Below are 13,763 nucleotides of genomic sequence, written 5' to 3' on the forward strand. Positions count from 1 at the left end.
GACCGCGAACAATTGTCCATAGAGACGTCATGCCCGGGCTTGTCCCGGGCATCCGCGTTTGTGGATCTGCGAGGCAAGTCGTGGATGGCCGGAGCGTAGGCGAGCGGAAGCGATGCCGTCCTTCGGTCGGCTATGTCCGGCCATGACGGCGTCTAGCTCTCAGCAATTGGTCTAAGCCCGCAGCACCTGCACGAGCTCGGCCATCACCACTTCAATTCGCGCATCAGCGCCTTCGGCGGATGGCCGAACAATTCCAGCACGGAGGCCGGGTCGAGCTGGTCGAGGCCCTCGAACTCCTCGGCGTGGATGCCGCGGGTGACGAACAGGCAGTCGATGCCGAATTCGCGCGCGCCGGTCAGGTCGGTGCGGACGGAATCGCCGATCGCCAGCACCTTCTTCCGGTCGATCATGTGACCCTGGCGTTCGCCGGCAAGTGCCATCGCGCGCTCGTAGATCGGCCGGTGCGGCTTGCCGTAGAAAATCACCTCGCCGCCGAGCTCCCGATAGAGCTCCGCAATCGCGCCGGCGCAATAGATCAGCCGGTCGCCGCGCTCGACCACGATGTCGGGGTTGGCGCAGACCAGCGTCAGCTTGCGCTCGCGCGCCTTCAGCATCATGCCGCGATAGTCTTCCGCGGTCTCGGTCTCGTCGTCATAGAGGCCGGTGCAGACGATGTAGTCGGCTTCTTCCAGTGGAGCGGTGGTCGCATCGAGGCCACGATAGATCGAGTTGTCGCGCTCGGGGCCGAGCCAGAACATCTTGCTTCCGGGATGCTCGGCGACATAGAGCCGCGTCAAATCGCCCGACGAGACGATCGCGTCATAGGTCTCATCCGCGACGCCGAGCTTGCGCAATTGCCGCTGCACGGAGTCGGCAGGACGTGGCGCATTGGTGATCAGGATCACCGTACCGCCGCGGCTGCGATAGGTGTGCAGCGCCTCGCAGGCTTCGGGGAAGGATTCGAGGCCGTTGTGGACCACGCCCCAGATGTCGCTGAGCACGACGTCGACGCCGCCCACGAGCTCGCGCAGGCTTTCGGCGAAATGCAGCGTGGTCATGATGCGTGCGGCCGATCAGATGCGGCGCGCGAGCGCGGCGTTGCCGGTGATGCGTGGGGCCGGGGGCGCTGAAGACGTCGCGCCAGATGTCGTACCTTGGCTGGGGGAAGCGGAGCCATTGGATCCCTGAATATCCTGCGCCTGGTTCGGCGAGGCCCCGCCGGTAGCAGATGCCCCATCCGGCCGCAATGGCCGGGGCGGCGCGAACAGGAACCCCTGGCCGAACCGCACGTCATAGTCGAGCAGGTCCACCACTGCGCGCTCGCCCTCGATCCGTTCGGCGATCAGGTCGATGCCGAAGCGGCCGAGGAGGTCGGAGAGGTCGGACGGGTGGATGTCCGAGGTCGAGGCCTGCCTGGGGTCGAGCAGGAGGGAGGCCGGCACCTTGATGAAGCGCACGCCGCGATCGGCAAGCTCGCGCGGCTCGATCCTGAGGTCTGTGACGTGGTCGATCGAGAAGCGGAAACCGCGCTGGGCGAGTGCTGCGAGGTTCTCGGTCTCGGCCGGACCGAGGTTGCGGAAGGTCGATTGCTTGAACTCCAGCACCAGTGACGGCGCCAGCGCCCGGTTGGCTTCGAGGAAGTCGAGGCACTGCGCGAAGCTGGTGGAATTGCCGAGCGTGGAGGCCGCGACGTTGCAGAACACGCCGACATCCTTGTTGCGCACCATCAGGCGCCGCAGCACCTGCACACAGCGCAGCATCACCATGTTGTCGATGCGCCCAATCAGGCCGGAGGCCTCGGCAATGCTGATGAACTCCTCGGCAGCGATCAATTGATCGCGCTCGTCGCGCAGGCGCGTCACGGCTTCGTAGAAGCGGACCTTGCGCTGCGGCAGCGTCACCATCGGCTGGAGGAAGATGTCGATGCGGTTCTCGTCGATGGCGTTGCGCAGCGTCGCCAGCATCTGGGGCTGGTTGCGCCCATTGGCGACCTGAACCGGATTGGCGGCCTGGGTCTGGATTACCGGCGGGGCCGGCCGCGGCGGCGGTGCGGGAAGTGGGGGCGGGGCAGCCAGCCGCTCCTCGAAGGTTGCAACCAGGTCGAGCGGCGCCTCCGGCTCCATTCTGGCGACCGGAGCTTGGATCGGTGTCGACGCGGCGCCGGCCAGCAGATCCTCATGGGTCGATACGGTGGCGGCGAGCTGCCTGACCAGCCCGCCGAGCTCGTTGATCTCGCCGATCACCGATTGGACGCGGTCGGAATTGGTCGAATTGGACGAGGCGATGCGCCCCTCGATCGCAGCTAACCGGCGGCCGAACTCGGCGACCTGGCGGGCGAGGTCGGCGGTGCCGCGCGAGAGGTCGGCGATCTGGCCGCCGACGTCACTGCGATCGCGCAGCCGCATCGACACCGCGTTGTAGAGGATCAGGAAGGTCAGCGCCGTCAGCGCCACGATCGCGGATTCAGTTCCGCTGATGCCTGCGACCGCGTAGAGCACAAGCCCGAGCGAGGCCGCGACCAGAACCATGCAGATGGCGATGAAGATCGTCGAAATGCGAATCATGCCGCGCGTTACGCCTCAAGAGCTGCTGCCTCACCCGGGAAAACACGGGCCGCTGTGCGACCCCGTCACGCCTCATGCTCCCCCTCGGCCGTATGACCCTAACATCATTGTTGATTCGAGGGGATAGCGGCCTGTTCGCGGTTCACATCAGGACGGCGCTGCGGCGCCGACCGTGTCGGCCGAGACGGCCTCGCGGCTGCCGAGCGGCTTGGGCTGCCCGGTGGTCGTATCGTGCAGGGTCTGCCGCTCGATCTCCGAGTTCAGCTCCGCGCCGAACATGACCACGATCGCCGACATCCACATCCACGTCATCAGGCCGATCGCAGCGCCGAGCGAACCGTAGGTCGCGTTGTAGTTGGCGAAGGCCGAGAGATACCAGGACAGCAGCGCCGAGCCGGCGATCCAGAGCAGGGCGGCCGTTATAGCCCCGATGCTCAGCCATTGCCAGCGCGGCGCATCGCGGCTGGGCGCGAAGCGATAGAGGATGGCGAGCGCGACAAGCAGGATCAGGAACAGCAGTGGCCAGCGCGCCAGCGCCACAATCAGCTTGCTCTCGGGTGCCATGCCAAGATGATCGAGCGCCAGCGGAAGGGCGACGACGGCAGCGACCATCAGCAAGAGCGCGAGAATGCCGCCGACCGTGAAGCTCAGTGAAATCAGGTTGAGCTTGATGAACCCGCGCTTCTCGCGCTCCTCATAGGCGACGTTGAGCGCGTCGAAGATGGATTTGACGCCCGCATTGGCGCTCCAGATCGCAAGCACGAGGCCGAACAGGAAGGTGGCACCGAGCGTCGTATTGCCCTTCGAAACCACGCGCGCCACCTGGTCCTCGACGATCTGGAACGAGCCTTCGGGCAGCATGGTCGCAAGCGTCTGGAGATTGGCGCTGATCGTCGAGGGATCGGCGAACAGACCGTAAGAGGAGACGAGCGCGGTGACCGCCGGAAAGATCGCGAGCAGCCCGAAGAACACGACGCCGCCCGCTGTGGCGAGCAGGCGATCCTCGTCGACACGCTGGTAGGTGCGCCAGAAGATATCCTTCCAGCCGGCCCAGGGGATTGCGAATGGGCTTTTCGAGCGGCGGCCGTGGCCGGCCTGCATGGCTGCGCCGGCCGGGCTCGTTTCCGGCGAATTCGCTTCGTTGTTGCGGTGGTCTTGCGGTGGGCCCAAGCGGTTGAAGCCCGCCTCCTGAAAATAGCGCTCCGCGGTCAGCACGAAGACGGCCGTTGCGGCGACCAGCAGCCAGCTGTCGAGCTGCTCGGTGCGCCGCGCGCGCATCTCAGGCGTCCAGCCTGTGTCCGTGCCGCCGCCGGCGCGCGGCGGTGAATCCCAGCAATCCGATCGCTGCGAGCATCAGCCCAAGCTGCACGGGGCGGTTGGTCCGGGCGGGCCGGGTGTCGCCGCCATGGCTGCGTTCGCCCGGCGCAAGCGGCACCAGGGGAATCGTCGTCGCCACCTCCTTCACCGCCTGCTTGACCGTCCCGCGCGGGATTCGCGGCGTTGCGATTGCCACGCGCAGCCGGCTGGCAAGCGGTACGATCGGCCTGGCCTTACGGTTCATCTGTGCCATCGCCATGCCGGCGCAGGCCGCGGCAAACACAAGAAGCACGGCGCCAACGGCGCCGAATGCCCAGAATTGGCCGTAAGCGAGCTCGACCCAGCGGAACAGGGCCATCAGGCCGACGAAAAAAGCAGCGACGACGAACAGGCCCGCCACTGCAAAGAGCCCGCCGGCGACTGCGTACGACGTGACCTTGCCGGTTGCGTGGCTGGTCTGGTCGCGCAGATAGGATCGTGTGGCGCGCTTGAGATGGTTGAGCTTGAGCGCCAAGCCGGCGCGCAGCAATTCGCCCGATGGCGCGAGCATGCGGTCATCCTCCGAGAGCGAGAAAATTCGTCGAGGGATGAACGTGGCGGAATTTGACTTGTTCCGCCGGAGTAAAGCCGCCGTGACGGATCAGCCGAGATCGGCGGCCGAAATCCAGAATACCTCGCCCTCGGAGTCTTCCGTGTCGAGCCAGAGCAGCGGCAGTTCCGGAAAGGCCTCGTCGACCAGGCCGCGGCCGCGGCCGATCTCGCAGATCAGCCCGCCATCCGGCGTGAGATGATCGGGCGCGTCGCGCAGGATCCGGCGCACCACGTCCAGGCCATCGGCCCCGCCATCGAAGGCAAGCTTCGGCTCGGCCCGGCATTCCGGCGGCAGCGCCGCCATGCCTTCGGCATCGACGTAGGGCGGGTTGGTGATGATCAGATCGTATTTGTTGTCACCGAGCGGGGCGAACAGATCGCCGCGATACAGGCTGATCCGGTCGTCAAGCCTGTATTCGCCGACATTGCGTGTTGCAACCTCGATCGCGCCCTTCGAGATGTCGACGGCATCGACCTCGGCGTTCGGGAAATGATGCGCAGCAAGGACGGCAAGGCACCCCGAGCCGGTGCAGAGATCGAGCACGCGTTCGACGGAAGTGGGGTCGTCGATCAGAGAGCCCGCCTCGCCATCGACGCCGAAATGCGACTCCAGCAACTCGCCGATGAAGGAGCGCGGAACGATGACGCGCTCGTCGACATAGAAGGGCAGGCCGCGCATGTAGATCTTGTTGACGAGATAGGCGGCCGGTTTGCGCGTGGTAACGCGCCGACGGAGGAGGTCGAGGATGGTCTTGCCTTCGGCAGCCGTGACGCGGGCGTGGGCAAAGGCCTCGAACTGGTCGGGATGCAGATGCAGGGCCTCGCAGACCAGGAAGGCTGCTTCCGCGACCGGATCCGTCGTGCCGTGGGCAAAGGCGAGCTTGGCCTCGACAAAGCGGCTCACCCCATAGCGGACGAAATCGAGCAGCGTGAGAAGCTCGCCGGGGCCGACTTTGGCGAGCTTTGGCGTGGCGCGGCCGCGCGCGGTCTTTTTCGAAACTCTTGCCATCAGGATTTGGTCCAGCGTGCGGCGGCCTCGTCGTCACGGGCGTGGGCCTCGACCCAGCCTGTTCCGGTGGCGCTCTCTTCCTTCTTCCAGAACGGCGCGCTGGTCTTGAGGTAGTCCATCAGGAACTCGGCCGCCTGGAACGCGGCCTGGCGGTGCTGCGAGGCCGTCAGCACCAGCACGATGTTCTGGCCGGGCATGAACCGGCCGACGCGGTGGATGATGGTGACGCCATTCAGCGGCCAGCGCGATGTGGCCTCGTCGGCATGGCGCCTGATCTCGTCTTCGGCCATGCCGGGATAATGTTCGAGCGTGAGGGCCGAAACCTTCGCGCTGTCGTCGTCAGCGCGACAGATGCCGGAGAAGCTCACGACCGCGCCGATGTCGGTCCGGCTTTTGGTCAGCGCCGCGATCTCGCGCGCGATGTCGAAATCGTCCGCCTGAATGCGGATCGTGACAGGGCAGGCCGTGACAGGGGAGATCATGGCCTAGCCGCCGGTCATGGGCGGAAAGAATGCGATCTCGCGGGCGCCGGCGATGGCGGCGTCGGACTTGACATGGGCATGGTCGATCGCCGCGCGGATCACCTTCGGCTTCTCGAAGGCATAGGCATAGGCTTCGCTCCGGCCGGACAGCCAGGCGATCAGCTCCTCGACGGTGCGCACGGTCGCGGGCGGCTCGATGGTTTCTTCCGCCTTGCCGACGCGCTCGCGCACCCAGGCAAAATACTTCACCTTCATCCCTCATCCTCCTTGATGAGGTGATGGATGCCGGCGCGGAAATAATCGTAGCCGGTGTACATGGTCAGGATCGCCGAGGCCCACAGCAGCGCCAGTCCGATCATCGAGACCACGGGCACCACCTCGTCGCCGGCAGGTCCTGCGAGCAGGAAGCCGATGGCGATGAGCTGGACGGTGGTCTTCCACTTGGCGAGCTTGGTGACGGGCACGCTGACCCGCAGCGCGGCGAGATATTCGCGCAGGCCCGAGACCAGGATTTCGCGGCAGAGAATCACGATGGCGGCCCACAGCGACCAGCCATGGATGATGCCGTCGGCGGCCAGCATCAGCAGGCAGGAGGCGACCAGCAGCTTGTCAGCGATCGGATCGAGCATCCGGCCGAACGCCGATTGCTGATTCCAGATTCGCGCGTAATAGCCGTCGAGGTAATCGGTCACTGCTGCCGCGATGAAGATGGCGACCGCGACCCAGCGCAACCACAGCGGCTGATCCAGGATCGACTGTGCATAGATGCACCCGATCACGACCGGGATCGCGGCGATCCGGCCATAGGTCAGGAGGTTTGGGAGGGACATCGCGCGGCTGGTTGTCCCTCGTGTCGTGGCGATGTTCATCCGTCCTACCAATACCGCTCAAGCCTGAAGGTCAACCGTCCCGCTCCCCAAATGGGGCGCGGGATGCGACGACCATATGACCGCGGTCCCCTAAGTTCACCCCGGCTGGGGGTGGAAATAGTCGAAAATCCTGCGTGCGCTCTCGGCGCTCACCCCAGGAACCTTGCCGAGATCGGCGATCGAGGCCCGTTCGATCTCCTTCAGGGTTCCGAAATGATGCAGCAAGGCACGTTTGCGTGACGGGCCGATGCCCGGAATCTCCTGCAAGCCGGCCTCGCGGATGTCCTTCTTGCGCAGCTTGCGGTGCGAGCCGATGACGAAGCGGTGGGCCTCGTCCCGCAGCCGCTGGATGAAATACAGCACGGGGTCTCGCGGCTCGAGCTTGATCGCCTCGCGCTCCGGCATGAACAGGGTCTCACGGCCGGCATCCCGGTCCGGCCCCTTGGCGACCGACATCAGTGACACCTGGGTCAGGCCGAGATTGGTAAAGATCTCCCGGACAGCGTTGAGCTGGCCGCGGCCGCCGTCGATGATAACGAGGTCGGGCCATTGCGGGAAATCGTCGTCCTTGGCCTTGTTGTTTTCCTTGCCGGCGGCGTCCTCGGGCGGATTGATCAGGCGCTTGAAGCGGCGCTCCAGCACCTCGCGCATCATGGCGAAGTCGTCGCCCGGCGTGATCCCTTCCGACTTGATGTTGAACTTGCGGTACTGGTTTTTCACGAAACCATCGGGGCCGGCGACGATCATGGCGCCGACCGCGTTGGTGCCCTGGATGTGGCTGTTGTCGTAGACCTCGATGCGCTTGGGCGAGTGGGGCAGGCTCAGCGTCGCGGCTATGGCGTCGAGCAGGCGGCTTTGGGTTGCGGTATCGGCGAGCTTGCGGCCAAGCGCCTCGCGCGCGTTGGTCAGCGCGTGGGCGACCAGCTCCTTCTTCTCGCCGCGCTTGGGCGTAGCGACCTCGACCTTGTGGCCGGCCTTGATCGACAGCGCGTTCGCAAGCAGCTCGCTCTCCTCGATCTCGTGCGAGAGCAGGATGTTCTTCGGCGGCGGCTTGTCGTCGTAGAACTGGGCGAGGAAGGATCCCAGCACCTCTTCCGGCGTATAGGTCTTCTCCGCGCGCGGGAAATAGGCCCGGTTGCCCCAGTTCTGCCCGGTGCGGAAGAAGAACACTTCGACGCAGAAGAAACCGCCCTCCTGGTGGACCGCGAACACGTCGGCCTCCTCCACGGTGCGCGGATTGATGCCCTGCTGCGACTGGATCGCGGACAGCGCGGCGAGGCGGTCGCGGTACAGCGCCGCGGTCTCGAATTCGAGCTCACCGGCCGCCTTCTCCATCTCGCCGGCGAGCTCCTGCTTGACTGCGTGGCTCTTGCCGGACAGGAAGTCGGTCGCCTCGCGCACCAGCGTCGTATAGCCGGGAAAGTCGATCTCGCGGGTGCAGGGACCGGCGCAGCGGCGGATCTGGTAGAGCAGGCAGGGCCGCGAGCGGCTCTCGAAGAAGGAGTCGGTGCAGGAGCGGATCAGGAACGCGCGCTGCAACGCCGTGATGGTGCGGTTGACGGCGCCGGCGGAGGCGAACGGGCCGAAATAGCGCCCGGGCCGGGTCTGCGCGCCGCGGTGCTTGAGGATCTGCGGCGCCCAATGGTCGCCGGTGATCAGGATGTAGGGAAACGACTTGTCGTCGCGCAGCTGCACATTGAAGCGCGGCCGCAGCTGCTTGATGAGGTTGGCTTCCAGCAGCAGCGCTTCGGTCTCGGTGTTGGTCGAGACGATCTCGACGGTCACCGTGGCTGCGATCATGCGCAGGATGCGCGCCGGCTGCGGCGCACTCTGGCGCGCGTAATTGGACAGGCGCTTTTTGACGTTCTTGGCCTTGCCGACATAGAGCACGTCGGCGTTTGCACTGAGCATGCGATAGACGCCGGGCGAGGTCGGGGCGAGCCGGACCGCGCGCTCGATCGCCTCGTGGCCGGTTGCAAGCGGCTCCTCGCCGACTGCGCCGCTCTCTTCCAGGATATCGGGCAGCAGCGCCTCGTCCTCGTCGTCGCCGCCTGCTGCCGCGGGGTCGACGTCCGGCGCCGCCAGCCCCTCGGGTGGGGCGTCGGTCGCAGCAGTTCGCAGCGCCTTGCGCGCGCGGTCGTCCGGATCGTCGGTGGAATCGTGAACCATGGTGCGAATTTAGGCGCTGGGGGTGCCGATTTGAAGTTCCGGCCATGCGGCACGCACAGGATGGCGGCGCAGTTCCCGGTAACGCTTGCTTAAGCCTGTTAACAGCGCGGTAACCCCGCTTAACAGGCCTTTAACTTAAAACTCTCGATAAATCTTACGCGAAAAGTTCTTGGTTCCGTAACCATGCGGTTTTCCCTCGCGCGGCGGCGCGGGCACCCGCGGGGGCGGCAGTTGCGTTGGAGAGTACCGATGAAGAGGTTCGTTGTGGGCGCAGCCGCGTTGGTTGCTGCCGGCTGGACAGCTTCGGCAGAGGCCGCCGATATGAATTACGGAGGGCGTGCGCCCTACACTGTCAACCAGCCGCTCAACGCCTATAGTTGGGCGGGCCCGTATCTCGGCGCCAATCTCGGCTATGAATGGGGTTCGGTCAGCAGCAATCCCGCAAAGCCGTCGGGCTTCGTCGGCGGCGTGCAGGCCGGCTACAATTTCCAGAACGGCCCGTGGGTGTTCGGTGTCGAGGGCGATATCCAGGCCGCAGGCGCCGACGATACTTTCGCGCCGTGGAAGTTCTCCAATCCCTGGTTCGGCACCCTGCGCGGCCGCGCGGGCTACAGTTTCAGCAACGTGTTGGTCTACGGCACCGCGGGTCTCGCCTTCGGCGAGCTGCGCGCGCAGACCTTCGGCTGGACGGAGTCGCACACCAGCGCGGGCTGGACCATCGGTGCCGGCGCCGAAGTGGGCTTCGCGCCGAACTGGAGTGCCAAGCTCGAATATCTCTACATCGATCTGTCGACCAGCCAGTTCGCAATTACAGGCGTGTCAAACGGCTATAGCGCCAGCGTTGTGCGCGCAGGCGTGAACTATCACTTCTGATAGCTGAAGAAGAAAATACCGGACTACAACTTCCCGGCCGCTTGCGGCCGGGATTTTTTTGCGCCAGGTGTTCTCCGCGCAAAGTGTTCTTCGCGCCAAGTGTTCGCTCGAAAATGCGCTAGGCGAGGATGACTAAATTGACCGCCTTCGGCCCCTTGCCCTTCTTGTCCGGTTCGACTTCGAATGTGATACGCTGTCCTTCGGCAAGGTCCTTCAGTCCCGCCCGCTCCACAGCGGTGATGTGAACGAAGACATCGCGACCACCGTCATCAGGCTTGATGAAGCCGTAGCCGCGCTCGCCGTTGAAGAACTTAACCGTTCCCGTCATGGCCATCGGGAAACTCCCCCTCATTGCTCCTCCGTCGCGACGCAGACTCACGTCACGACATGACCGGGCGTTACGAAGCCCGGGAGAGCTGGCCATCCTTGGGCGGGCCTGATAGGCCCGATTGGATCTTTCTTAGGCCTTCACTCCGCCGCAACCATTCGCGGAAGCGGAACGTAAAGCCAGTCACGAAAACAGCATAATACGGTTCTTTGCAGATTGACTACGGCTACTGCATCTTTTTCCCAAGAATGGCGGCGCTTTAGGGGTAGGGCTTTGGTACTTCTAATCGGAATCTGGCAGCGCCGCCCTGTCCGAGCGGCATTTCCAGCTCGGGCAGGATCGTCTTGAGCTCGCCTTGCAGCGTGTACGGCGGGTTCACGATCAGGAGCCCGCTGGACGTGAGGGCTGCGCCGTCGAGCTGCGGCGCGACGCTGAATTCGAGACGCAAGCAATCCCCCGGCGGCTTTGCTGCGGCTGCGAGCCGCGCCACTGCTTGCACCAGCGTGTCGGTGGCACGGCGACTTTTGACGGGGTACCAGATTACATAGATACCGGTCGGCCATTTGGCGAAGGCGGTCGAGAAGGCCTCACCCAGCCGTTCGAACTCGTCCTTTGCCTCGAACGGCGGATCGATCAGTACAAGGCCGCGCCGCTCCTTCGGTGGCACGAAGGCCGGCAAGGCCATCCAGCCGTCGAGATCGACCACGCGGGCCTGTTCGTCGTGGCGCAGCACGCCGATCAGCGCCTTGCGCGCCTTCGGCTCGAGCTCGCAGGCGACGAGGCGGTCCTGCGGCCGCATCAGGCCACGCGCGATCAGCGGCGAGCCCGGATAGGCCTTGAGCTCGCCCTTCGGATTGAAGGCGCGGACGATGTCGAGATAGGGCTTTGTCAGCGCGACAGTCTCGTTCGACAGGCGCGCCTGCATCAGCCGCGCAATGCCGGTCAGCCATTCGCCGCCACGCTGCGCCTCGTCGCTTTCGAGATCGTAGAGCCCGGCACCGGCATGGGTGTCGATGATTCGGAACGCCCCCGGCTTGTCCTGGAGATAGGTGATGATGCGCGCCAGCACGATGTGCTTGATGACATCGGCGAAGTTGCCGGCATGGAAGGCGTGGCGGTAGTTCATGGGAAGAGCACTACGCCACGTGACGGCCTGAGCAAAGGGGCACGAGAGCTGTGGCTACCCACCCCTGATCGGCGGCATCGTCACCTGGTCGCGGCGGCAGGCGCGGCGGTCGGTTTCCTCGCAGGCGCGGAATTGCAGGTCCTTGCTGAGGCAGATGCGGACCTCGGAGAGCCGCGTCCGGTTGCATGTGACCGACACGGCGGCATTGCTCAAGCCGGGATTGGCCTTGATGAAGGCTTCCTCGACGTCGGCAGGCGCCACGGTCTTGGCCTGCGACAGGTCGAGATATTCGGCTGGAATCTTGATCGCGGCGCGCGCTTTCCGGATCGTTTCGAAATAATTGCGGTCGGTCAGCCCGGAGCAGGTGCCGTGCTTGTCCCATTCGTTGAAGATCAGGCCCGGCGCCGGCATCAAATCGAGCATCGAGGAGACGATGCTGCGGTTCAGCCGCGGCGACGGCCGCTGGCAATATTCCGGAAAACCGTTCTCATATTGCGGCCACAGCCCGTGCACCACGAAAGCGTAGGGCCGTCCACTGCACTGGATCTGCGAGCGGCCGCCGCGCTCGGCGGCCTCCTCGCAGAACGAGGGCGACCACGACAGCGACAACACATAGAAATCGAATTCGCCGGGCTCGTTCTGCCGTCTGTCCTGGGCCTTCGCTCCGCCCGCCAGCGCGGCGATAAGGGGCAGGGCAAGGGTCAGCGCAAGGGTCAGCGAGATCATCAGGCGGGGAAACGAATGCAATCTAAAATGAACCATGGCGACGCCCCTCAACTAGACTGTGTTACAAGCCTAGCAGGCAACAAGAACATTTCAAGAACAAATTTCAGGCGGCCACTGGGCGGCCGCTCGAAAGGTCCGAATCAGGGCTGTTCGAATTACTGTTTGGCGGCGCGGCAGGCCGGATTATAGGCCCAGTTGCGGTCGAGCCCGACCACGCACCATTCCACCCCATTGCCGTAACCGGCAAAGCCGCCATCCTCGACGATCGAGAAATGCACCTTGCGCATCTTGCCGTCCGTGAGCATGGCCTCGCCGGTGCAATAGCGGCGCGGAATGTTGTCGGACTGCCAGGGCCGGAACGCGACCTCGTGAACGGCCGAGAAGCCGGTGATCTTCAAGGAGGAATTCCAGAACGAGCTTTCCTTCTCCCAGAACTGGGTGGCGATCGTCGGCAGCGCCTTGTCGCAATCGGCGACGGCGCCGTCATAGCGCGGCCCGCTTAGCCAGAAGTTCAGCTCCAGCGGATTGGCGGCCCTGGCCTCACTGAGCGACAGCGCCCCGAACATGAGGCCAAACACGGCGGCAAAGCGGAGCGATTTCAGGGAGAGGGCGCGCATGGGCAATCCAGACAGCATGATCTGCGAAGGTCGGACGGTGCCGCGAAGGCCGGGCGGGGTCAAGTGCAGCGCGGCAACACTTCGCCAGGAGTTGACCATAACGTTGCGGCCGGCAGGGCTTCAGTTCTTTTCACTTTCGTCCCGGCACCGTAAACTGGCCCCAACCAATTGGAGTAACGGGAATGCGAATCATTGCGGCCGTGGGCCTTCTTGCCGGCCTGGTTGTCTCGGGGATGACGGTGAGTCAGCCGGCGCACGCCGATCTGCTTCCGGTGCCTCCGTTCAAGGGCAACGATACCGGCGGCATCATCGCCTATTCGATGGCGACCCAGACCGATGCACGGCAGGTCGCGGTCGATCACTGCGCGCGCTACGGCAAGGTCGTGAAATTCCTCGCGGTGCAGGCCTATGAGGGCGGCTACATCTCGTTCTCCTGCCGCTGGGTGCCCTATGGCGCCGCCGACCAGCCGATCCGCACGCTCTACTGAAGCGTTGTCTAACCTCGCAATCTCTCAGCCGGGGAGCTTCCCACATGACGCGCAAACTCGCTTTGCTCGGCTCGGCCTTTTGCCTTGTGGTGTCGGCAGGCGCGGCTTGCGCCGACGATCTGCCGGTACGCAAGGCCGGCCTGTGGGAATTGAAGATGGTCAGGACCGGCTCGGCGATGCCTGACATGACCATGCAGCACTGCACCGACGAGACCGTCGACAAGGAGATGAACAACAACGTCTCCCCGATGGCCAAGCAGATCTGTTCCAAGCAGGACATCAAGAAGACCGCGACCGGCTATGTCAGCGATTCCGAGTGCAACGTCGCCGGCATCAGCACGACCTCGCATGCCGAGATCACGGGCGATTTCAACTCGGCCTACACGGTGAAGACCTCGTCGCACGCGCAAGGCGGTGCGGCCGGCGCGGCCGGCCACGATACCGCCATGACCCTTGAAGCGAAATGGCTGGGCGCCTGCAAGCCGGAGCAGAAGCCCGGCGACATCGTGATGCCCGGCGGCTTCAAGATGAACGTGCGCGACATGGACAAGTTGAAGGCGCTGCTGCCGAAGTAGGGTGGGATCGCCGCGCATCCGGTACGCTC

At 64.8% G+C, this 13,763-nt stretch carries 16 protein-coding genes; 3 read left to right on the forward strand and 13 right to left on the reverse strand.

What is annotated here, in order from left to right:
* Positions 1-203: 203 nt before the first annotated feature.
* From B5V03_RS02525 to uvrC, 9 genes are all read right to left on the reverse strand, one after another.
* Positions 204-1,058, reverse strand: coding sequence for a TIGR01459 family HAD-type hydrolase (locus tag B5V03_RS02525; RefSeq protein ID WP_129267712.1), 855 nt, complete (start codon positions 1,056-1,058; stop codon positions 204-206).
* A gap of 15 nt (positions 1,059-1,073) precedes the next feature.
* On the reverse strand, positions 1,074-2,564 hold the full coding sequence (locus B5V03_RS02530; RefSeq protein WP_129267713.1) for an EAL domain-containing protein: 1,491 nt from the start codon (positions 2,562-2,564) through the stop codon (positions 1,074-1,076).
* Positions 2,565-2,711: 147 nt separating this feature from the next.
* A complete protein-coding gene (locus tag B5V03_RS02535) occupies positions 2,712-3,842 on the reverse strand; it encodes a YihY/virulence factor BrkB family protein (RefSeq protein ID WP_129267714.1) in 1,131 nt (376 codons plus the stop codon).
* Position 3,843: 1 nt separating this feature from the next.
* Positions 3,844-4,431: a phage holin family protein gene (locus tag B5V03_RS02540; RefSeq protein ID WP_129267715.1), complete on the reverse strand. Its 588-nt coding sequence runs from the start codon at positions 4,429-4,431 to the stop codon at positions 3,844-3,846.
* A gap of 90 nt (positions 4,432-4,521) precedes the next feature.
* The gene (gene prmB, locus B5V03_RS02545; RefSeq protein ID WP_129267716.1) at positions 4,522-5,481 is read right to left on the reverse strand and encodes a 50S ribosomal protein L3 N(5)-glutamine methyltransferase; all 960 of its coding nucleotides are present in this window, start codon (positions 5,479-5,481) and stop codon (positions 4,522-4,524) included.
* Complete coding sequence (locus B5V03_RS02550; RefSeq protein WP_129267717.1) at positions 5,481-5,963, reverse strand: molybdenum cofactor biosynthesis protein MoaE; 483 nt, start codon at positions 5,961-5,963, stop codon at positions 5,481-5,483. The genes prmB and B5V03_RS02550 overlap by 1 nt, the downstream gene beginning before the upstream one ends.
* Positions 5,964-5,966: 3 nt before the next feature.
* Entirely contained in the window at positions 5,967-6,218 is a 252-nt protein-coding gene (gene moaD, locus B5V03_RS02555; protein WP_011090205.1) for a molybdopterin converting factor subunit 1, read from the reverse strand.
* Entirely contained in the window at positions 6,215-6,832 is a 618-nt protein-coding gene (gene pgsA, locus B5V03_RS02560) for a CDP-diacylglycerol--glycerol-3-phosphate 3-phosphatidyltransferase (RefSeq protein WP_129267718.1), read from the reverse strand. The genes moaD and pgsA overlap by 4 nt, the downstream gene beginning before the upstream one ends.
* Before the next feature lie 96 nt (positions 6,833-6,928).
* On the reverse strand, positions 6,929-9,001 hold the full coding sequence (gene uvrC / locus B5V03_RS02565) for an excinuclease ABC subunit UvrC (RefSeq protein WP_129267719.1): 2,073 nt from the start codon (positions 8,999-9,001) through the stop codon (positions 6,929-6,931).
* Between the two features lie 249 nt (positions 9,002-9,250).
* Between uvrC and B5V03_RS02570 the strand changes: the two genes are divergently transcribed.
* Positions 9,251-9,874 carry an outer membrane protein gene (locus B5V03_RS02570; protein WP_129267720.1) on the forward strand — a complete coding sequence of 208 codons (624 nt, stop codon included), beginning with the start codon at positions 9,251-9,253 and terminating at the stop codon, positions 9,872-9,874.
* A gap of 118 nt (positions 9,875-9,992) precedes the next feature.
* Here B5V03_RS02570 and B5V03_RS02575 read toward each other — a convergent pair whose 3' ends face one another.
* From B5V03_RS02575 to B5V03_RS02590, 4 genes are all read right to left on the reverse strand, one after another.
* A complete protein-coding gene (locus tag B5V03_RS02575) occupies positions 9,993-10,208 on the reverse strand; it encodes a cold-shock protein (protein WP_028176631.1) in 216 nt (71 codons plus the stop codon).
* Positions 10,209-10,461: 253 nt separating this feature from the next.
* The gene (locus B5V03_RS02580) at positions 10,462-11,328 is read right to left on the reverse strand and encodes a 23S rRNA (adenine(2030)-N(6))-methyltransferase RlmJ (RefSeq protein ID WP_129267721.1); all 867 of its coding nucleotides are present in this window, start codon (positions 11,326-11,328) and stop codon (positions 10,462-10,464) included.
* Positions 11,329-11,382: 54 nt separating this feature from the next.
* Complete coding sequence (locus B5V03_RS02585; RefSeq protein ID WP_129267722.1) at positions 11,383-12,090, reverse strand: ribonuclease T2 family protein; 708 nt, start codon at positions 12,088-12,090, stop codon at positions 11,383-11,385.
* Between the two features lie 119 nt (positions 12,091-12,209).
* Entirely contained in the window at positions 12,210-12,671 is a 462-nt protein-coding gene (locus B5V03_RS02590) for a hypothetical protein (RefSeq protein WP_129267723.1), read from the reverse strand.
* 182 nt (positions 12,672-12,853) lie between these two features.
* Between B5V03_RS02590 and B5V03_RS02595 the strand changes: the two genes are divergently transcribed.
* Together B5V03_RS02595 and B5V03_RS02600 are read left to right on the forward strand one after the other, a co-directional pair.
* On the forward strand, positions 12,854-13,159 hold the full coding sequence (locus B5V03_RS02595; protein ID WP_129267724.1) for a hypothetical protein: 306 nt from the start codon (positions 12,854-12,856) through the stop codon (positions 13,157-13,159).
* 44 nt (positions 13,160-13,203) lie between these two features.
* A complete protein-coding gene (locus tag B5V03_RS02600; protein WP_129267725.1) occupies positions 13,204-13,734 on the forward strand; it encodes a DUF3617 domain-containing protein in 531 nt (176 codons plus the stop codon).
* The last annotated feature ends 29 nt before the right edge of the window (positions 13,735-13,763 follow it).

Origin of the sequence: Bradyrhizobium betae (genome assembly GCF_004123905.1) — a bacterium.
In the GTDB taxonomy this organism is placed as follows: Bacteria; Pseudomonadota; Alphaproteobacteria; order Rhizobiales; family Xanthobacteraceae; genus Bradyrhizobium; species Bradyrhizobium betae_A.

Excerpts from the sequence above, each read along its gene's own strand:
- B5V03_RS02525 (WP_129267712.1), bottom strand. The coding sequence starts at position 1,058 with ATGACCACGCTGCATTTCGCCGAAAGCCTGCGCGAGCTCGTGGGCGGC.
- B5V03_RS02580 (WP_129267721.1), bottom strand. The coding sequence starts at position 11,328 with ATGAACTACCGCCACGCCTTCCATGCCGGCAACTTCGCCGATGTCATC.
- B5V03_RS02600 (WP_129267725.1), top strand. The coding sequence starts at position 13,204 with ATGACGCGCAAACTCGCTTTGCTCGGCTCGGCCTTTTGCCTTGTGGTG.
- B5V03_RS02575 (WP_028176631.1), bottom strand. The coding sequence starts at position 10,208 with ATGGCCATGACGGGAACGGTTAAGTTCTTCAACGGCGAGCGCGGCTAC.
- B5V03_RS02585 (WP_129267722.1), bottom strand. The coding sequence starts at position 12,090 with ATGGTTCATTTTAGATTGCATTCGTTTCCCCGCCTGATGATCTCGCTG.
- moaD (WP_011090205.1), bottom strand. The coding sequence starts at position 6,218 with ATGAAGGTGAAGTATTTTGCCTGGGTGCGCGAGCGCGTCGGCAAGGCG.
- prmB (WP_129267716.1), bottom strand. The coding sequence starts at position 5,481 with ATGGCAAGAGTTTCGAAAAAGACCGCGCGCGGCCGCGCCACGCCAAAG.
- uvrC (WP_129267719.1), bottom strand. The coding sequence starts at position 9,001 with ATGGTTCACGATTCCACCGACGATCCGGACGACCGCGCGCGCAAGGCG.
- pgsA (WP_129267718.1), bottom strand. The coding sequence starts at position 6,832 with ATGAACATCGCCACGACACGAGGGACAACCAGCCGCGCGATGTCCCTC.
- B5V03_RS02535 (WP_129267714.1), bottom strand. The coding sequence starts at position 3,842 with ATGCGCGCGCGGCGCACCGAGCAGCTCGACAGCTGGCTGCTGGTCGCC.
- B5V03_RS02570 (WP_129267720.1), top strand. The coding sequence starts at position 9,251 with ATGAAGAGGTTCGTTGTGGGCGCAGCCGCGTTGGTTGCTGCCGGCTGG.
- B5V03_RS02550 (WP_129267717.1), bottom strand. The coding sequence starts at position 5,963 with ATGATCTCCCCTGTCACGGCCTGCCCTGTCACGATCCGCATTCAGGCG.
- B5V03_RS02540 (WP_129267715.1), bottom strand. The coding sequence starts at position 4,431 with ATGCTCGCGCCATCGGGCGAATTGCTGCGCGCCGGCTTGGCGCTCAAG.
- B5V03_RS02530 (WP_129267713.1), bottom strand. The coding sequence starts at position 2,564 with ATGATTCGCATTTCGACGATCTTCATCGCCATCTGCATGGTTCTGGTC.
- B5V03_RS02595 (WP_129267724.1), top strand. The coding sequence starts at position 12,854 with ATGCGAATCATTGCGGCCGTGGGCCTTCTTGCCGGCCTGGTTGTCTCG.
- B5V03_RS02590 (WP_129267723.1), bottom strand. The coding sequence starts at position 12,671 with ATGCGCGCCCTCTCCCTGAAATCGCTCCGCTTTGCCGCCGTGTTTGGC.